The 17,268-nt window shown below is 65.6% G+C and carries 16 protein-coding genes; 5 read left to right on the top strand and 11 right to left on the bottom strand.

Translation table 11 applies throughout. The annotated features are described in order from the left end of the window. On the bottom strand, nucleotides 1-2,862 hold the full coding sequence (uvrA, locus tag AC1DKV_RS08475) for an excinuclease ABC subunit UvrA (RefSeq protein WP_441613699.1): 2,862 nt from the start codon (nucleotides 2,860-2,862) through the stop codon (nucleotides 1-3). A 338-nt stretch (nucleotides 2,863-3,200) separates the two neighbouring features. On the opposite strand from uvrA, the gene AC1DKV_RS08470 reads away from it, so the two are divergent. Then, on the top strand, nucleotides 3,201-4,469 hold the full coding sequence (locus AC1DKV_RS08470) for an MFS transporter (RefSeq protein WP_441613698.1): 1,269 nt from the start codon (nucleotides 3,201-3,203) through the stop codon (nucleotides 4,467-4,469). Between the two features lie 205 nt (nucleotides 4,470-4,674). After that, nucleotides 4,675-5,229, top strand: a complete 555-nt coding sequence (locus tag AC1DKV_RS08465) for a single-stranded DNA-binding protein (protein ID WP_441613697.1) — start codon at nucleotides 4,675-4,677, stop codon at nucleotides 5,227-5,229. Between the two features lie 221 nt (nucleotides 5,230-5,450). Here AC1DKV_RS08465 and AC1DKV_RS08460 read toward each other — a convergent pair whose 3' ends face one another. The 5 genes from AC1DKV_RS08460 to AC1DKV_RS08440 form a co-directional block, all read right to left on the bottom strand. Beyond that, nucleotides 5,451-6,683 carry an MFS transporter gene (locus tag AC1DKV_RS08460; RefSeq protein ID WP_441613696.1) on the bottom strand — a complete coding sequence of 411 codons (1,233 nt, stop codon included), beginning with the start codon at nucleotides 6,681-6,683 and terminating at the stop codon, nucleotides 5,451-5,453. Nucleotides 6,684-6,759: 76 nt separating this feature from the next. Beyond that, nucleotides 6,760-7,221, bottom strand: coding sequence for a chromate resistance protein ChrB domain-containing protein (locus tag AC1DKV_RS08455; protein WP_441613695.1), 462 nt, complete (start codon nucleotides 7,219-7,221; stop codon nucleotides 6,760-6,762). Between the two features lie 37 nt (nucleotides 7,222-7,258). Next, complete coding sequence (locus AC1DKV_RS08450) at nucleotides 7,259-7,849, bottom strand: superoxide dismutase (RefSeq protein ID WP_441613694.1); 591 nt, start codon at nucleotides 7,847-7,849, stop codon at nucleotides 7,259-7,261. A gap of 18 nt (nucleotides 7,850-7,867) precedes the next feature. After that, the gene (locus AC1DKV_RS08445) at nucleotides 7,868-9,073 is read right to left on the bottom strand and encodes a chromate transporter (protein WP_441613693.1); all 1,206 of its coding nucleotides are present in this window, start codon (nucleotides 9,071-9,073) and stop codon (nucleotides 7,868-7,870) included. A gap of 40 nt (nucleotides 9,074-9,113) precedes the next feature. Next, the gene (locus AC1DKV_RS08440) at nucleotides 9,114-10,088 is read right to left on the bottom strand and encodes a chromate resistance protein ChrB domain-containing protein (RefSeq protein ID WP_441613692.1); all 975 of its coding nucleotides are present in this window, start codon (nucleotides 10,086-10,088) and stop codon (nucleotides 9,114-9,116) included. Between the two features lie 284 nt (nucleotides 10,089-10,372). On the opposite strand from AC1DKV_RS08440, the gene AC1DKV_RS08435 reads away from it, so the two are divergent. Further along, complete coding sequence (locus tag AC1DKV_RS08435; protein WP_441613691.1) at nucleotides 10,373-11,713, top strand: MFS transporter; 1,341 nt, start codon at nucleotides 10,373-10,375, stop codon at nucleotides 11,711-11,713. On the opposite strand, the gene AC1DKV_RS08430 is transcribed toward AC1DKV_RS08435, so the two are convergent. After that, nucleotides 11,686-11,841 (bottom strand): hypothetical protein, encoded by a 156-nt coding sequence (locus tag AC1DKV_RS08430; RefSeq protein ID WP_441613690.1) that lies wholly within the window; start codon nucleotides 11,839-11,841, stop codon nucleotides 11,686-11,688. The genes AC1DKV_RS08435 and AC1DKV_RS08430 overlap by 28 nt on opposite strands. A gap of 149 nt (nucleotides 11,842-11,990) precedes the next feature. On the opposite strand from AC1DKV_RS08430, the gene AC1DKV_RS08425 reads away from it, so the two are divergent. Continuing rightward, nucleotides 11,991-12,452: a MarR family winged helix-turn-helix transcriptional regulator gene (locus AC1DKV_RS08425; protein ID WP_441613689.1), complete on the top strand. Its 462-nt coding sequence runs from the start codon at nucleotides 11,991-11,993 to the stop codon at nucleotides 12,450-12,452. 130 nt (nucleotides 12,453-12,582) lie between these two features. Here the strand turns inward: AC1DKV_RS08425 and AC1DKV_RS08420 are convergent, their stop codons facing one another. The 4 genes from AC1DKV_RS08420 to AC1DKV_RS08405 all read right to left on the bottom strand — a co-directional run bounded on the left by AC1DKV_RS08420 (nucleotide 12,583) and on the right by AC1DKV_RS08405 (nucleotide 16,196). Continuing rightward, nucleotides 12,583-13,002, bottom strand: a complete 420-nt coding sequence (locus AC1DKV_RS08420; protein ID WP_441613688.1) for an organic hydroperoxide resistance protein — start codon at nucleotides 13,000-13,002, stop codon at nucleotides 12,583-12,585. A 132-nt stretch (nucleotides 13,003-13,134) separates the two neighbouring features. Continuing rightward, nucleotides 13,135-13,728: a copper resistance protein CopQ gene (locus AC1DKV_RS08415; RefSeq protein WP_441613687.1), complete on the bottom strand. Its 594-nt coding sequence runs from the start codon at nucleotides 13,726-13,728 to the stop codon at nucleotides 13,135-13,137. 414 nt (nucleotides 13,729-14,142) lie between these two features. After that, complete coding sequence (locus AC1DKV_RS08410; RefSeq protein WP_441613686.1) at nucleotides 14,143-15,459, bottom strand: ATP-binding protein; 1,317 nt, start codon at nucleotides 15,457-15,459, stop codon at nucleotides 14,143-14,145. After that, on the bottom strand, nucleotides 15,456-16,196 hold the full coding sequence (locus tag AC1DKV_RS08405) for a response regulator (protein WP_441613685.1): 741 nt from the start codon (nucleotides 16,194-16,196) through the stop codon (nucleotides 15,456-15,458). Before AC1DKV_RS08405 ends, AC1DKV_RS08410 begins: the two co-directional genes overlap by 4 nt. Before the next feature lie 442 nt (nucleotides 16,197-16,638). Between AC1DKV_RS08405 and AC1DKV_RS08400 the strand changes: the two genes are divergently transcribed. After that, nucleotides 16,639-17,202, top strand: a complete 564-nt coding sequence (locus AC1DKV_RS08400) for a thioredoxin family protein (protein WP_441613684.1) — start codon at nucleotides 16,639-16,641, stop codon at nucleotides 17,200-17,202. Nucleotides 17,203-17,268: the final 66 nt, after the last annotated feature.

The following is a 17,268-nucleotide window of genomic DNA, read 5'->3' as shown; positions in this document are numbered from 1 at the left end:
TCAGCGCGCGAGCAGCGGCGCGAGGTACTTGCCGGTAAAGCTGGCGCGGCTGCCGGCCACGGTTTCCGGCGTACCCTTGGCGATCACCTGGCCGCCGCCGGCGCCGCCCTCGGGGCCCATGTCGAGCAGCCAGTCCGCGGTCTTGATCACGTCCAGGTTGTGCTCGATGATCACCACCGTATTGCCCTGGTCGCGCAGCTTGTGGATGACCTTGAGGAGCAGCTCGATGTCGTGGAAATGCAGGCCCGTGGTGGGCTCGTCCAGGATGTAGAGCGTGCGCCCGGTGTCGCGCTTGGACAGCTCCAGCGAGAGTTTCACGCGCTGCGCCTCGCCGCCCGACAGCGTGGTGGCGGACTGCCCCAGGCGGATGTAGCCCAGGCCCACGTCGAGCAGTGTCTTGAGCTTGCGCCGTACCACCGGCACTGCGTTGAAGAACTCGTGCGCCTGCTCCACCGTCATGTCCAGCGTCTCGTGGATGCTCTTGCCCTTGTAGAGCACCTCCAGCGTCTCGCGGTTGTAGCGCTTGCCGTGGCACACATCGCAAGGCACGTACACGTCGGGCAGGAAGTGCATCTCCACCTTGAGCACGCCGTCGCCCTGGCAGGCCTCGCAGCGCCCGCCCTTGACGTTGAACGAGAAGCGGCCCGGATCGTAGCCGCGCTCCTTGGCCGCCGGCACGCCGGCGAACAGCTCGCGGATCGGCGTGAACAGGCCCGTGTAGGTGGCGGGGTTGGAGCGCGGCGTGCGCCCGATCGGGCTCTGGTCGACGTTGATGACCTTGTCGAAGTGTTCCAGCCCGTCGATGCGGTCGTGCGCCGCCGGCTCCGCCGTGGAGCCGTACAGGTGGCGCGCCACCGCGTGGTACAGCGTGTCGTTGATCAGCGTCGACTTGCCCGAGCCGGATACTCCCGTGACGCAGGTCAGCAGGCCCACCGGGATCTCCGCGCTGACGTTGCGCAGGTTGTTGCCGGTGGCGTTGATGATGCGCAGCAGCTTTTCCTCGTCGGGCGCGGCACGCTCGGCCGGCACCTCGATGCGGCGCGCGCCGGACATGTACTGGCCGGTAAGCGAGTTGGGCGACTGCTCGATCTGGGCCGGCGTGCCCTCGGCCACGATCATGCCGCCGTGCACGCCGGCGCCCGGGCCGATGTCGACCACGTAGTCGCAGGCGCGGATCATGTCCTCGTCGTGCTCCACCACCAGCACGGAATTACCGATGTCGCGCAGGTGCTTGAGCGTGCCGATCAGGCGGTCGTTGTCGCGCTGGTGCAGGCCGATCGACGGCTCGTCCAGCACGTACATCACGCCGGTCAGGCCGGAGCCGATCTGCGAGGCCAGGCGGATGCGCTGCGCCTCGCCGCCCGAGAGCGTGTCCGCGCTGCGCTCGAGCGAGAGGTAGTCCAGCCCCACGTTGTTGAGGAAATTCAGGCGCGCGGTGATCTCCTTGACGATCTTGTCGGCGATCTCGCGCTTGGCGCCGTGCATGTCCAGTGTGAGGAAATACGTCAGCGCATCGCGCAGCGGCCAGCCGTTGATCTCGAAGATGGCGCGCGCCTGGTCGTTCTCGCCCAGCTTGACGTGGCGCGCCTCGGTGCGCAGCCGCGTGCCGTGGCAGGCGGGGCAGGCCTGGTTGTTCTGGTACTTGGCCAGTTCCTCGCGCACCGCGACCGAGTCGGTCTCGCGGTAGCGCCGCTCCAGATTGGGGATGATGCCCTCGAAGGCATGCTCGCGCACCGTGGTGCGGCCGCGCTCGTTCATGTAGGTGAACGGGATCTCGACGTCGCCCGAGCCATGCAGCACCACCTCCTGCACCTCGGCGGGCAGGTCCTCGAAGGCCGTATCCAGCTCGAAGTCGTAGTAGGCGGCCAGGCTCTGCAGCATCTGGAAGTAGAACTGGTTGCGCCGGTCCCAGCCCTTGATCGCGCCCGAGGCCAGCGACAGGTTGGGAAACGCCACCACCCGCTTGGGATCGAAGAAGGTGATCTGGCCCAGCCCGTCGCAGCTCGGGCAGGCGCCCATCGGGTTGTTGAACGAGAACAGGCGCGGCTCCAGCTCCTGCAGCGAGTAGGAACAGATCGGGCAGGCGAACTTGGAGCTGAAGCCGTGCTCGTGCGCGCTGTCGATCTCCAGCGCAATGGCGCGGCCGTCGGCCAGGCGCAGCGCCGTCTCGAACGATTCCGCCAGGCGCTGCTTGATGTCGGCGCGTACCTTGACGCGGTCCACCACCACGTCGATGGAATGCTTTTCGGTTTTCTTCAGCTTGGGCAGCGCGTCGACTTCATAGACCACGGCCGGCGCCTCGTGCGTGGTGCCGCCGCCCGAGCGGATGCGAAAACGCACGAAGCCCTGCGCCTGCATGGTGTCGAACAGGTCGAGGTGCTCGCCCTTGCGATTGGCCACCACCGGCGCCAGGATCATCAGCTTGGTGTCTTCCGGCAGCGCCAGCGCGGCATCCACCATCTGCGACACGCTCTGTGCCTGCAGCGGCAGGTTGTGGTCCGGGCAGTAGGGGGTGCCGGCGCGCGCGAACAGCAGGCGCAGGTAGTCGTGGATCTCGGTGACCGTGCCCACCGTGGAGCGGGGGTTGTGGCTGGTTGCCTTCTGTTCGATGGCGATCGCCGGCGACAGGCCTTCGATCAGGTCCACGTCGGGCTTTTCCATCAGCTGCAGGAACTGGCGCGCGTAGGCCGAGAGCGACTCCACATAGCGCCGTTGCCCCTCGGCATACAAGGTGTCGAAGGCCAGCGATGACTTGCCCGAACCGGATAGCCCGGTGATCACGATCAGCTTGTTGCGGGGCAGATCGAGATTGATGTTCTTCAGGTTGTGGGTACGGGCACCACGGATTCTGATTTCTTCCATATACCGAATGTCTTCGCCAGGCGGGCCGCCAGTCAGGTCGACAGGCCGGTCTCACGGAATTTCCAAGAAAAAAGCATGCCAGGCACGGCTCTGGCAGCCCGCTCCGGGCCGCGCGGCGCCCGTTGCGGCGCCCAAAGCGCGGCGAAGCAAACCTGTTAATATACCGAACTTCGGTTTCCGGGGTTGCCCGTCCTTGTGTGGCGATGCCTCCGAGGGTGTCTCCGAGGGTCCCGCGATGGGTGCCATCCGGGGGCTTCCGGGGGTGCAGCGCGGCACCGCATCCGGCGTGCTGCATGGGCCGGTCCGGCAACCAGTCTCGGAAATTCCCCACGATCGCAATGTCGTCGATCCATAGCTCCTCCCAAGATGCGGCCAAGGCCGACGATTCCAAGGCCGATGGCGCCAGGCCCCAGGCCGCCGGTCGCGACCGCATGACCCGCATGGAACTGCGGGCCAGCATCTCGCTCGCCAGCATCTTCGCACTGCGCATGCTCGGGCTGTTCCTGATCCTGCCGGTGTTCGCCGAATACGCCGCCGGGCTGCCCGACGGGCACGACGCCCAGCGCGTGGGCCTGGCCATGGGCATCTATGGCCTGATGCAGGCCTTCCTCCATATCCCGCTGGGCTGGCTGTCCGACCGCGTCGGCCGCAAGCCGGTGATGGTGGCGGGGCTGCTGCTGTTCGTCGCCGGCGGCCTGGTGGCGGCCGGGTCGGACACGCTGACCGGCATCATCGTCGGCCGCTCGCTGCAAGGCATGGGCGCGATTTCCGCGGCCATCACCGCCTGCATCGCCGACCTGACCCGCGAGCAGCACCGCACCAAGGCCATGGCCATGGTCGGCGGCAGCATCGGCCTGACCTTCGCGCTGTCGCTGGTGATCGCCTCGCCGCTGCTGCACAGCATCGGCATGCCGGGCATCTTCACGCTGATGTCGGTGCTCGGCGTGGTCGCCATCCTGGTCACGCTGTTCCTGGTGCCCGCGCCGCCGCCGCCGCACCCGGTGCGCTTGCCGTTCCGTGCCGTGCTGCTCAACCCCGACCTGATCCGCCTCAACGTGGGCGTGCTCGCCCTGCATGCGTCCCAGGTCGCCATGTTCATGGTGGTGCCGGCCATGCTCAGCAGCGCCGGCATGCCGCTGGACCAGCACTGGAAGGTCTACCTGCCCGTGGTGCTGGTTTCCTTCGTCCTGATGCTCGGACCCATGATGGCGGCCGAGCGCTATGGCAAGGTGCGCCCCGTGCTGCTGTGCTCGGTCGGCCTGATGACTGCCGTGCAACTGCTGTTCGCCGCGGTGCACGGCCTGTGGGGCATCGTTGGCGTGCTGCTGCTGTTTTTCGTCGCCTTCAACGTGCTCGAAGCCATGCAGCCTTCGCTGGTGTCGCGGTACGCCGCCGCGGCGCGCGGGGCCGCGCTGGGCGTGTACAACACCACGCAGGCGATGGGCCTGTTTCTCGGCGGCGCCGTCGGCGGCTGGCTGCTCAAGCACGAAGGTCGCAGCGCGGTGTTCATCGGTTGCGCGGTCGTGCTCCTGCTCTGGCTTATAATCGCCTGGAACATGAAGTCGCCCCCGGCCCGGAAAAGTAGTGCGCCGGCCGTCGCTGCCTGAAGCAGGCGGCAGCGGGAAGGCAGGTCCGAAAGGGTTTGTCGCATCACTTCGTAAAGCTTTTCGCCGCTGTTTGGCACTAGCATGACCGCGCGCCCGACTCTATGGCCGGGGGCGCGTTATTCGTTTACGCGCATTTGTTTGCGCATCAGTCAAGGCATCGCCACGCCGCTTGCAGCAGAGGGCGTGGTCCTGGGAGAACATTCACATGGCATCGATCAACAAAGTCATCCTCGTCGGCAATCTGGGCGCGGACCCCGAAACCCGCTACATGCCCAGCGGCGACGCCGTGACCAACATCCGCCTGGCGACCACCGACCGCTACAAGGACAAGCAAAGCGGCGAGATGAAGGAAGCCACCGAGTGGCACCGCATTGCCTTCTTCGGCAAGCTGGCCGAGATCGCCGGCCAGTACCTGAAGAAAGGTTCGCAGGTCTATATCGAAGGCCGCATCCGCACGCGCAAGTGGACCGACCAGGCGGGCGCGGAAAAGTACAGCACCGAAATCGTGGCCGAACAGATGCAGATGCTGGGCTCGCGCCAGGGCATGGGCGGCGGCGGTGGCGGTGACGACATGGGCGGCGGCTACAGCGGTGGCCGCGAATCGGGCGGTGGCGGTGGTGGTGGCTACGGCGCCCGCGGCGGCCAGGCCTCCGGTGGCCAGGGCGGCGGCCAGGGTGGCGGTCAGGGTGGCGGCGCGCGTCGTCCGCAGCCAGCCCCGTCGAACGGCTTCGAGGATATGGACGACGATATTCCGTTCTGAGATACATATCTCCAGAAGTGGAGAAAAGTAGCCAAGGCCCTCTTTCTAGAGGGCTTTTTTGTTTCTGGTGACCGTCACGGAGCTATTTTGATGTGACTGGTGATGCCCGTGCCCCACGCATTGCTACACGCTCGCCTGCGCATCCGGGACTTTTGCCATTCGCATTCTCCACGCCAGCGTCACCGTTGGAAGGAGGCGGGCCGGATCAACGCCCATGTACGCTAATCGAGTGGCCTGACACGCCTGAAAGCGGCCAGGATGGCGAGGTCATAGCCAATCTTCAGCACGCCGCAGGCCAGCAACGGCGCGCCTATCCAGCCCATTGCCATCAGGCCACCGGCAAGCACCGGGCTGATGGCGGCAGCCAGGCTCCTCGGTACCGCAGTCAGGCTCGCGGCCGCAGTGCGCTCGGCTGGCGTCACCACGGCCATCACGTACGCCGTCCGGGTCGGCACGTCCATTTGCGACAGCGCACTGCGCGCGAGCAATAGCAGCAGGGTCATCGTCAGTGACGGCGCGAATGCGGCGGCGATCAGGAAGACGCTGGAAGGAATGTGTGTGAACACCATCGTGTTCAGAAGACCGACCTTCCGTGCCAGTGGCACCGCGGCGAACTGCGAGGCCGTTGTCAACATTCCAGCCCAGAAGAAGAACTGCCCTGCCGCGCCGGGAGACATCCCGAAGCGCTGCATCAGCCAAAGTGAAAGCAATGCATTGACCACCAGCCCGCCCGCGAACGCGTCCACGCTGAACAGCATCGCCAGACGAATGACGATGCGACGAGACGGGCCCAGAGGCGTTGTTGCCGAGACCGACTGCGGGGGGCTTTCGGGCAGCCGCGCATAGAGGCCCCAGAGCGCAATGCCGGTCAAGGCGTAGATGCCGAACATCAGGCGCATTGCAGCCAGAAGCGACAGGCCGGCATGCAAGGAAATCCAGCCGGGCAGGGCTGCGGCCAGGGCGCCGATGGCAGCAGAGAAGGCGCCAACAAGGCTGTAGCGGGCGTATAGCGCGGTGCGCGCGTCGGGTATCGCCGCCTCTGCCAGCCGGGCCTGCTCCAGCGGCAGGAACACGCTGACATCGCCGGAACTCGGGTTCAGCGTGCCGATGAAAGCGACGATCAACAGCGGCCAGAGCGAGGACAGGCCGGCAAAGCCCACCCCGGTCGCCGCCATCAGCACTGCCGCCAGTTTCAGCAAGCGACGTTGTGGAAAACGGCTGCCGACGAGCCCGACCAGAATCGTAGCGAGGGCAGAGCCGATCAGCGTGGCGCTGCTGATCAGCCCGACAGCCAGCTGGCCAAAGCCGAGCCCCAGCAGGTACGCCGGCAAGAGTACCGCGACGAACCCGTCGCACAATCCGCGCAGCGCTCGCCCAATGAGAAGCGGCGTGACACGTGCGTCGATGCCCTGCGGAAGCAGAATCCCCGCGAGCTTGGTGTGGACGGTGGCCATTACCGACACCTCAGTCCCGTCTTGTACTCCGCAAGCTCGCGGCGAAAATCCGTTTCATCTGATGCCCCAGCGCTTTTCATGCGGACATTTGCGGCGGCCACGCATGTGTCTCCGCCTGGCAACTCTGACACCAAGCATATAGCGCGTCGTACATCACCATGCCATGTTCAAGCATTTCATGGTCGTCGGTGAAAACGTGAGACAGCCCCAGCGAAATGGCATAGAGGCCGCTCGACTGCGGTGTGAGGTCCAGCCGTGATGTATCCGCGCCGCGCACGATGCCGGCCAGTTGCTGCAGGGCCGGATCACCGCCGAGCTTGTACTTGCCGAGGAATGCGTCGAAGCTGCAAAGCTCGCCCACATGCGTCAGTTCGACACCAGGGATGTCATAAGGAATTGCGCCGCTTTCGCTGGCGATGCGCGCGACGTCCCCGGCCCGCACGTACAGGAAGTCCGGTGTCTCGTCGATAAAGCGCGCGATCAGCCATGGGCAGGCGATGCGATCGATCTTGGGGCGTTCCCGCGTGATCCACTGCATGGTGACAGTCTCCGTTGGTTTGCAGGATGCATCCAGCCTACTGCTGCAGGGCCGCCAGTCGGTCGGCCACGCGTTTCCAGTGGATGTTCTGCATGAATGCATCCACATAGGCCGCGGCCTTGGCGCCGTAGTCCATGTGATAGGAATGCTCATACATATCGAGCGCCAGGATGGGCGTGGCACCGGCCAGCGTATGAGCGTGATCCGACGCCCACTGGTTGACAAGCCGATGGTCGCGCGGCGAGTAGGTGAGCAGCACCCAGCCCGAGCCGCCGCCAAGCGCCTTGCCCATGGCCGTGAATTCGGCCTGCCAGCGTGCGAACGAGCCGAAATCGCGCTCGATGGTGGCCTTCAGATTGCCTTCCGGCGGCCCGGCATCGCCAAGGCTGTCGAAATAGACCTCATGCAGGATCATCGAATTCGTGGCGATCAGCTCCTCGCGCTTCAAGCCATTGAGCAAGAACACGGGTGCGGTCGCCATATCCAGTGCGACAAGCTCCGCCGTAATGGCGTTGAGCCGCTTTACCGCACCACCGTAGTTGTTCTCGTAGTGGCTGACGATCAGTTTCTCGGACAGGCCCGGCAGCCTGGTTGGATCGCATGAGAGCGGCTTCGTCTGGTAAGTCATGGTGTCTCCTTTGGCGACTCAGTGATGCAGCAGCGGATAGGCCACCAGGCCGATCACGGCAGCACCCGCAACAATCATGGGTTCGGGCAGCTTCTTGAACTTAAGCAGCAGCGCAACGGTGACCAGCGCCAGCAGCGCGGTGGGAATATCGACGATCGAGCGCCTGGCCAGCACAATGACCGCTCCGGTGATGGCGCCGATGGCGGCTGCGGTGACGCCATCCACGAACGCCAGGATGGCGGGCAGCTTGCCGTACTTCTTGAAGTAAGGCGCCGGCAGGATGGTGAACAGGTAACAGGGCAGGAAAGTCGCCGCCGCTGCCACGCAGGCACCCGGCAGTCCCGCGACCAGATAGCCAATGAAGCCGACGGTGATGACGACCGGGCCAGGCGTAATCATGGCCACGGCCACGGCGTCGACAAACTGCTTGTCGTTCAACCACTGGTGCTCAGTCACCACGCCGCCGTACAGGAACGGTACGATGGCAAGCCCTGAACCGAAGACGAACGCACCGGCCTTGGCAAAGAACACACCGATCTGCGAGAGCAGTGGCCAGTCCACCGTACTCAGCAGGCCGCTTGCCGCCGGGAAGGGTGTTGCTGCCATCGCATTCAGCTTGCCTTGACGCAGCCATTTCGGCGGCGCACGCCAGAACCAGACCAGAATGCCGGCCGCGAGAAATAGCCAGGCCACCTCCGACTCGGTGATGACCGTCACTGCGACGAGGACCAGGTAGATGAACCACAGCAGTTTGTCCTTGCCCACGCTTTTCCTGGTCAGCTTGTAGGCACTGATCGCGATGATGCCGATGACGGCTGCACCCACGCCGTAGAACACCGACTGCATCCACGTCAGCCCGCCGAAGCGCAGGTACGCCCAGCCGAGCGCCAGCACCATCAGGAACGATGGCAGCACAAAGGCGATGCCGATGAGCGTCGCGCCCAGGATGCGGTAATGCACATAGCCAAGATAGATCGCCAGCTGGGCCGCCAGCGGCCCTGGCGCCAGTTGTGCCAGCGCGATGCCTTCCTTGTAGTCGGCATCGGTGATCCACTGCCGCGCATCCACCAGGTCACGGTGCATGTAGCCGGCCAGTGCTACCGGGCCACCAAAGCCGAAGGTGCCAAGTCGCAGGAAGTAGAGCACCAGTTGCCGCAGCGTGTAGCCGGGGCGGCTATGCGTTGGCTGGGCCGACGAGGTATCGGCTGGTTGGGGCGAGTTCATCGTTAGTCTCGAGGGGTGAGCTTGATTGGGGGGGAGTGGCCTAGCGTTTGCGGCTGCCGGAGAAGTGCACATGGAGCGAATCGAGGACATGGCTCATCTCGCCCAGCAGGGCATCGTCATCGGGCAGCCGCTCGCGGGCACCGGTCAGCATGGCCTCGAAGCCGCTCGCTTCCGCGACGGGCGTGCCGCCGATGTCGAGTACGTGAATCATCTGGCCAAGGCGCGCCAGTCCCTTGTCCTCGTCGAGCCCAAAGCTGGCGAGCAACACCTCGAACGAAACGCGGTCGCCGATATGGGTGAAGGTCGCGCCATCGAAATCGAATCCCAGCGCATCGTCCGGGCATTGGCGCACGTCGTCGAGCCAGAGGAAGGTGGCGTGGGGATCGATGAAGCGCTGGATCAACCAGGCACAGGCGACTCGGTCCACCCAGAGGTGCCGGCGGGTCGCCCAGCGCCTTCCCTGATACTGGGCGGGATCGCGTCGCGGGATGCGGCCGGCTACTCCGTGCGGTTCGCCGGGCGACAGGAGGATGTCGACGGCCGCGTTGAAGTCGCGCCATTGCGCTTCCGCCCGGGCTGACGCATCGCTGTGGAAGAAATCGATATTCCGGATCGCGTCGAATGCCCGGCCGTGACGGCGCACCAGGCGCAGCAGTTCCGCTTCGTCCGCGTCACCCAACGTTGCACGGGCGCCGGAGAGTTCGGCCGTCCAGGTCGCATACTCGGCAGACCGGTCGAACAATGCGCGATACTCGGCATCTTCATGCGCATCGTTCGTCTGGACCGAAAGAATCCAGACCTTGCCGTCCTCGCTTTTCGCGTCCCCGGCCAGCTTTTCGAGCTGGCCGCGCAATCCTGGCTGGTCGGGCAGAAGATAGGCGCCGTCGCGCAGCGGCGCTGCGCCGAGCGACTTGATGCCGCGCCACAGTCGCATGCGCGGCGTGGCGGCCGATGTCGGCAGGCTGACGATCAGCAGCAGCCAGGCGGCCTGGGGGCTTGATTGGAGAGGGTTCATGCGCCAAGCGTAGCTGGCCGTAGTCGCCTCTTCAATGTTGTAGATATCTCTACAATTCCGGGAATCCGGTAAAGATGCGCAATCGTCACAGGCACGGGCGCTTAAGTTCAGACGCCGCTGGCGATAGTCGTCATTGGTGGACGCATCATGGCGACCGTGCCGACGCTGTTTGTCCTGCCGGCCCCATGCGGCGCGGCGTGGCCCTGGGCCGGCAACGGCATGCCGTCACAGGCGACAGCGCACTGGTCGAAGTGTAGTGAGCGTTTTGAAGCGTCGGAGACGTCATGCTTGAAGTACTGGGAAATCGCACGTACAGGCACCTGTTTGCGGCGCAGGTGATTGCACTGGTCGGGACGGGGCTGGCAACCGTTGCGCTTGGGCTGCTGGCCTACGACCTCGCCGGGGCAAACGCTGGAAGCGTCCTTGGCACGGCGCTCGCTATCAAGATGGTGGCCTATGTCGGCATCGCGCCCGTGGTGGGCGCCTTCGCCAACCGCCTGCCGCGCCGCGCATTTCTCGTGGCGATGGACCTCGTGCGTGCCGCCGTGGCCATTTCGCTGCCGTTCGTGACACAGGTCTGGCAGATCTACGTGCTGATCTTCCTGCTGCAATCGGCCTCCGCCGCCTTCACGCCAACGTTCCAGGCGACGATCCCGGACGTGCTGCCGGAGGAGAAGGACTATACCCGTGCACTGTCGTTGTCGCGCCTGGCCTACGACATGGAGAGTCTGGCGAGTCCTGCGCTTGCTGCGGCATTGCTGTCGGTCATCAGTTTTCACTGGCTGTTTGGTGGCACGGTCATTGGCTTCCTTTGCTCGGCCGCACTGGTGGTATCGGTGCGTCTGCCGCAGTCCCGTGCCGTGGACCGTACGGGCAGCATCTACGCGAAGACCTTTCGCGGGATCTCCATCTACCTGCGTACCCCGCGCCTGCGAGGGCTGCTTGCGCTGAACCTTGCCGCGGCAGCCGCCAGTTCGATGGTGATCGTCAATACGGTTGTCTACGTGCAGGGCAATCTGCAGCGTCCGGCATCGGACGTGCCGTTCGGACTGGCGGCATTCGGTTTCGGCTCGATGCTTGTTGCGCTGATGCTGCCGCGCTTCCTCAATGCGCGTCCGGACCGGCCCCCAATGCTGACCGGGGCGTTCATCATGACCCTTGGCCTTGCGTTCGGCGTGGTGCTGACCGGCCTTGCGCCGGCGGCCGAGTGGCCGGCATTTCTTCTGACGTGGTTTGTGATCGGCGCTGGCTACTCGATGACGCAGACGCCGGGCGGACGCCTGCTCAGGCGATCCGCCACCTCGCCCGACCGAGCGGCGGTGTTTGCCGCGCAATTCTCCCTGTCACATGCATGCTGGTTGATCGCCTATCCGCTGGCCGGCCAGATCGGCGCCGGGTATGGCATGACTGCAGCGTTTGCAGTGCTGGCCGGCATCTCCTTGATTGGTGTCCTTTGCGCATGGCGGCTATGGCCGGCCAATGACCCCGACATGCTGGAGCACGAGCATCCTGAAGGCGACGAACTGGATGCCCACCTGGAAGAAGGAGAGAGGACCGGACAACGCAGGCATCGCCACGCTTTCACGATTGACGACCTTCACCGGGAATGGCCCGGCAAGTGGTAATCGATGCCGCTCGCCTCGCGGGCGATCGCTTTGATGGCCTCAACTTCCACGGCTTCGAGTGAGGCCAGAGCTTGCTGAAACAGGCTTTCAATATTTAGCGTGTCAGCAGGCAGAGCCTCCTCGGACATCCACTGCCCGAAGCGGTGAACCCGGATGTGACGCCATCGGAACAGGCACCCCCGGTGTTTCCGTTCCCGATTTTCATAGCGGTTCCGATTAACGCGTATCCGATGTATGCTGTGTCATTCAACGGACAGCGCTAACGCGAGGGATACAGATGAAATCGAATGTACGGGCCGATCCCGAAGACGTAAAACTGGCCGACTTCCTGTGCTTTGCGGTCTACTCGGCGAACCTGGCGTTCGGCAAGGCCTACAGGCCGCTCCTCGATAAACTCGGCCTCACCTACACCCAATACGTCACGATCATCGCGCTTTCGGAGGAGGACGACCAGACGGTCAGCGGCCTCGGCGAGAAGCTCTTTCTCGAATCGAATACCCTCACGCCGATCCTCAAGAAACTCGAAGCGGTGGGCTACGTGGAGCGCAAGCGCGATGCGGCCAACGAGCGCCAGGTGCGGGTCAGCCTGACGAAAAGCGGGAGGCGCCTGCGCGAACGGGCCCAGGACGTCAATCTGGTGGAGGCCTGCGGCCTCACGCCCCAGGGATTCACGAAGCTGCAAAAGGACATCGTCGGGCTGCGCAACAATCTCGTCAAGGCTGTGCGAAGCGAGGCGTGACGGCCGGCACGGCCGGTCAGAAGCTTGCTGCCAGGCCCGGGGAAACGCCTGAGATGTCTGGCGGGGCCTGCAAGGCAGGGGGCAGCCCGCCCGATCGGCGCGGGCGGGCCGGGGCCGTGATGCGCGTGGCTCAGACCACGTTGATCACGACGTCGATATTGCCGCGCGCGAGCTTGGAGTAAGGGCAGGTCTGGTGCGCGCTGTCCGCCAGGGCTTGCGCAACGTCGCGCTCCAGTCCCGGCAGGCTGACGTTGAGGCGGGCCTGCAGGAAGTAGGCGTCGCCGCCGTTGACCAGGTCCACTTCGGCGTCGACGGCCAGGTCGGCCGGGAGCGCGACCTTCAGCTTGCCGGCCGCAATCCCCATCGCGCCGATGAAGCAGGCCGACCAGCCGGCGGCAAACAGTTGCTCCGGATTGGTGCCGCTGCCCGTCGTGCCGGGCGACGAAAGCTTGATGTCCAGGTGGCCATCGGTGCTGCGGGAGCTGCCGTCGCGGCCGCCGGTGGTGTGGGTCTTGCCGGTGTACAGGACCTTGTTTTCGACTTGGGTCATGATGGACTCCTCAGAGTAAAAAACTGCCTTCGGATTCTTTGAAAGCGGGCACGGCTGCCGTGCCCGGGGTACAGAATCAGCGTGGGTATTGCGTGGATGTGCCGTTGCGCGCAGGCGGGACCCGCGGGGGCCTCAGGCAGCGGCGCGGGCACCATCGGTGAAGACATCGCGCTGGCCGATACGGGCGCCGTCCAGGTAGGGGTCGGCGGCGCGGGCCGGGTCGGCCGACACGCCGGTGCGGTCCAGGCCGGCAAGCGTGCGGGCACCATCGGTGAAGACATCGCGCTGGCCGATGCGGGCGCCGTCCAGGTAGGGGTCGACGGCGCGGGCCGGGTCGGCCGACACGCCGGCGCGGTCCAGGCCGGCGAGCGTGCGGGCACCATCGGTGAAGACATCGCGCTGGCCGATGCGGGCGCCGTCCAGGTACGGGTCGATGGCGCGGGCCGGGTCGGCCGAGGGGCCGCTGCGGTCCAGGCCGGCGAGCGTGCGGGCACCGTCGGTGAAGACATCGCGCTGGCCGATGCGGGCACCATCGATGAACGGGTCGCGTTCGCTGGTGCGGGCACCGTCGATGAACGGGTCGCGTTCGCTGATGCGGGCTGCCGCCGCGCTCTGGCCAAAGCCGTGATTCGTGGCCGCGTCCGCCGCGAAGGCCGCCTGCACGCCGCTTGCGGCGGCGACCAGTGCGATGGCGGAAACGAAGCGCTTTGCAATGATGGTGTTCATGATGACTCCTAGGCTGTATTCAGGGTCCGTGGACCAGTCCTGGTCCGGGGCTTGTGTTGCTGCCGCCGCTGGGTTGTCCGGGTTTTTCCGGGGTTTGTCGTTCCCGCCGCGCCATGAGATGCATTTAAGGCGACCGAAGTATCTGGCCCGTATCCGTGCAGGAGCACATCTGTGATCACACGTATCGTGTCGAGCAGCCGATACAAGCGAATACAAAGTCGTCGGCCGCGGCTGCGGCATGTGACGAAGGCGGCGAAAAGGCAGGCTGGCGGGGGGAGGGGGGCGACGCAGGACGCGCCAGGAATGGCGGGCCGCAACCGTAGCCGTGCTTCCACACGGTTACGCCCACGGCCACGATCGGGGCAAAGGAGGCAAGGCGGTGAGCCCGGCGCCGGCGCCGGGCGGAACCGGCCGCTAGACGGCCAGGGTGAGCTTGGCCTGGAGACCTCCGCCTTCGCGGTTGGAAAGCACCAGCCCGCCGCCGAGGGCCTGCGCCAGTTGCTGCGCGATCGCCAGGCCCAGCCCGGTGCCGCCGGTTCCCCTGTTGCGCGACATCTCGAGGCGATAGAACGGCTGCATCACCCGCTCCAGTTCGGACTCGGGGATACCTGGCCCGCGGTCGCGAACGGCGATGGCAAGGCGCCCGTCGGCCTCCCGTGACACGCAGACGGCGACGTCGCCGCCGAACTTCAGAGCGTTGTCGACGAGGTTCGTCAGGATGCGCCGCAGCGCCTGCGGCCGCGTCACGATCGGCGCGCATACCTTGCCGTCAATGGCAATCGCATGCCCGCCGTCCAGGTAGTCTCCCGCCAGGCTGTCGAGCAGCGCGTCGGCATCGACGCGAACCGGCGTCTCCGCGCTGCCATGCAGCGTGCGCGCGTAAGTGATGCCTTCGCGCACCAGATGCTCCATCGCGCGCAGGTCGCTGCGCAGCTTGCCCAGCGTCTCGGATTCGTCCATCAGGTCCAGCCGCAGCCGCATGCGCGTGATGGGGGTCTGCAGGTCATGGGAGATCGCCGCGAGAATCTCGATGCGCTCGGCGAGGTATCCGGCGATCCGCTGCTGCATGGCGTTGAAGGCTGTGGCGGCGTGCACGATCTCGGCGGGTCCGCGTTCCGGGATCCGCTCGGCCTTCAGGTCCGGTCCCAGCATCTCGGCGGCTTTCGCCAGCTGCTTGAGCGGACGCGTGACCAGGCGCACGGCGATCCACGCACATCCCGCCAGCAGGGCGAGCTGGATGCACAGCAGCACCGGAAGCCATGTCGACACCGTCATGCGGGCCGGCAGGATATCGATGGTGAGCGGGCTGCCGTCGCTCAGCCGCAAGTGCACCTGGAGATGCTCGCGCTTGCCCGGCAGCGCGTTTGCCTGCACTTCGTAGCGCCCCGCCAGCGCCTGTGCGATGGTCGTGGCTGCCCGCGCCGATTCCGACGAATGCAATGGCATGCCGGGCGTTCCGTGATCGAGCCTGTAGCTATATGCCGCTCGCCGCAGGCGGTCCAGCCAGGCCGGCCGTTCCGCCGCCGGCAGCCGGTCGAGGACCGCGACGGATCCCGCCACGTCGAGTTCGAGGTTGTCCAGCATCAGCCTGTCGGCGGCTTCCCTGCGCTCCATCACGACAAGCCCGAAGGAAAGCCCTTGCGCAAGCGTGAGACCGATCACGAGGATGACCATCAGGCGTGCAAACAAGGTGCGCGGCCATATGCGCAAGGCGTGGGTGGCAAAGCTCATGTGCGCTCCTCGTGGATTGCCACCGTCGCGGCGAATACATAGCCTTCGTTGCGCACTGTCTTGATATAGCGGGGCTCGCGCGCGTCGTCGCGCAGGCGCTGGCGCAGCCGGCTTACCATCAGGTCGATGGAGCGCTCGAACAGCTCGGCGTCGCGGCCCTGCGTGAGGTTGAGCAACTGGTCGCGGTTCAGCACCCGCTGCGGATGATCCAGGAAGGTGCGCAACAGCCGGTACTCCGCGCCGCTGAGGGCAACGACGACATCGTTCTCGTCGAGCAGGTGCCGCGCGGTCGTGTCCAGCCGCCAGGTACCGAAGGCCAGCACGGTAGCGGCTTCGGTGACCTGCAGGTTGGGCGGCAGCATGCGCGTGCGCCGCAGCACCGAACGTATCCGGGCCAGCAACTCGCGCGCCGCAAACGGCTTCACCACGTAGTCGTCGGCGCCCATCTCGAGGCCCAGGATGCGGTCGGTTTCCTCGTTGCGGGCAGTCAGCATCAAGACCGGCATGTTCCTGCGATCGCTGGCGCGCAGGTCGCGGCATAGCGTCAGCCCGTCTTCGCCGGGAAGCATCAGGTCCAGCACGACGAGGTCCACCGCGCCGGTTTCGAGCGCCGAGCGCATCTGGAGGCCGTTCTCAGCCAGGGTGACCCGCATCCCGCCGCGCTCCAGGTAGGTGGCGACCAGTTCACGGATCTCGCGGTCGTCGTCAACGATGAGGATATGGTCAGGCTGGATCATTTACGCATTCCATGGGCAGGTTGGGGGGCCGGTCATCTGGAGTGCGTCTTGCGCCGGGGGGCGCCGACGGTCCGCACGGCAGGCGGATTCGCAGGCCCCCAGCGGCAGGTCACGGAGCCGCGCAGCTCATACACGAACGCGGACAAGATCATGGCGACGACAAGCAACGGACGCGTCATTCGATGGTCCTCCTCACAGGTTGCGAAGGCGCGCTTTTGCGCGGTGAGGCAATTATGTGTGGGGTCGCGCGGCCCCTTGTATCGCTGTGTATCCAGGCCGCCGCCAGACAAGATACTTTTCAAATCAGGCGGTTTTCGAAACAGGCGGGATACGCGCGGGCGTTGAAATGCGTCTACCGCTTCCATGCAGGCGGCCGGTGCCGGCAGATATGCATTGCCTCGCAGACCGGGCGATTTTCCCATCCAACCCTGGAGCCTGAACCATGCGCCACGCAATCCGCGCCTGTATCGCAGCAGTCACCCTTCTCGGCGCAGCCACCCTGCTCGCCGCGACCTACGCCAACACGGCGACCCCGGCGCCTGCCAGCCACGGGATGGCGCCGGAGTTCACCGGCATCGAGCGATGGCTGAACTCGGAGCCGCTGTCCATTTCCTCGCTGCGCGGCAAGGTCGTGCTGGTCGACTTCTGGACCTACAGCTGCATCAACTGCATTCACACGCTGCCGTACGTCAAGCAGTGGCACGAAAAATACCGTGACCAGGGGCTGGTGGTGGTGGGCGTGCACACGCCCGAGTTCGCGTCCGAAAGATCGACCGCGAACGTACAGGACGCGCTCAAGCGCTTCGGCATCAAGTACCCGGTCGCGCAGGACAACGCGTACGCAACCTGGGGCGCGTACGGCAACCAGTACTGGCCCGCCCTCTACCTGATCGACGCCAGCGGCAAGATCGTCTACCAGCACTTCGGCGAAGGAAACTACAAGGAAACGGAGGCGACCATCGAGCGCCTGCTGTCGGAGCGCAAGCAGGAGCGCGCCGCGCAATGAGCGGCCGGTGCCGTCGGCTTGGGCCTTTGTAGCGCCATGTATCCGGAGGCGCAAAAGCTACATGCG

The sequence above is a fragment of the Cupriavidus sp. 05T41 genome, from assembly GCF_056396525.1.
This window is presented reverse-complemented; position numbering and strand designations above follow the sequence as displayed.

What these genes read in the sequence shown, in the direction of transcription:
- AC1DKV_RS08410 (WP_441613686.1), bottom strand. Translation starts at nt 15,459, where the DNA reads ATGAGCTTTGCCACCCACGCCTTGCGCATATGGCCGCGCACCTTGTTT.
- AC1DKV_RS08440 (WP_441613692.1), bottom strand. Translation starts at nt 10,088, where the DNA reads ATGAACCCTCTCCAATCAAGCCCCCAGGCCGCCTGGCTGCTGCTGATC.
- AC1DKV_RS08415 (WP_441613687.1), bottom strand. Translation starts at nt 13,728, where the DNA reads ATGAACACCATCATTGCAAAGCGCTTCGTTTCCGCCATCGCACTGGTC.
- AC1DKV_RS08430 (WP_441613690.1), bottom strand. Translation starts at nt 11,841, where the DNA reads ATGTCCGAGGAGGCTCTGCCTGCTGACACGCTAAATATTGAAAGCCTG.
- AC1DKV_RS08435 (WP_441613691.1), top strand. Translation starts at nt 10,373, where the DNA reads ATGCTTGAAGTACTGGGAAATCGCACGTACAGGCACCTGTTTGCGGCG.
- AC1DKV_RS08420 (WP_441613688.1), bottom strand. Translation starts at nt 13,002, where the DNA reads ATGACCCAAGTCGAAAACAAGGTCCTGTACACCGGCAAGACCCACACC.
- AC1DKV_RS08465 (WP_441613697.1), top strand. Translation starts at nt 4,675, where the DNA reads ATGGCATCGATCAACAAAGTCATCCTCGTCGGCAATCTGGGCGCGGAC.
- AC1DKV_RS08405 (WP_441613685.1), bottom strand. Translation starts at nt 16,196, where the DNA reads ATGATCCAGCCTGACCATATCCTCATCGTTGACGACGACCGCGAGATC.
- AC1DKV_RS08445 (WP_441613693.1), bottom strand. Translation starts at nt 9,073, where the DNA reads ATGAACTCGCCCCAACCAGCCGATACCTCGTCGGCCCAGCCAACGCAT.
- AC1DKV_RS08400 (WP_441613684.1), top strand. Translation starts at nt 16,639, where the DNA reads ATGCGCCACGCAATCCGCGCCTGTATCGCAGCAGTCACCCTTCTCGGC.
- AC1DKV_RS08450 (WP_441613694.1), bottom strand. Translation starts at nt 7,849, where the DNA reads ATGACTTACCAGACGAAGCCGCTCTCATGCGATCCAACCAGGCTGCCG.
- AC1DKV_RS08455 (WP_441613695.1), bottom strand. Translation starts at nt 7,221, where the DNA reads ATGCAGTGGATCACGCGGGAACGCCCCAAGATCGATCGCATCGCCTGC.
- AC1DKV_RS08460 (WP_441613696.1), bottom strand. Translation starts at nt 6,683, where the DNA reads ATGGCCACCGTCCACACCAAGCTCGCGGGGATTCTGCTTCCGCAGGGC.
- AC1DKV_RS08425 (WP_441613689.1), top strand. Translation starts at nt 11,991, where the DNA reads ATGAAATCGAATGTACGGGCCGATCCCGAAGACGTAAAACTGGCCGAC.
- uvrA (WP_441613699.1), bottom strand. Translation starts at nt 2,862, where the DNA reads ATGGAAGAAATCAGAATCCGTGGTGCCCGTACCCACAACCTGAAGAAC.
- AC1DKV_RS08470 (WP_441613698.1), top strand. Translation starts at nt 3,201, where the DNA reads ATGTCGTCGATCCATAGCTCCTCCCAAGATGCGGCCAAGGCCGACGAT.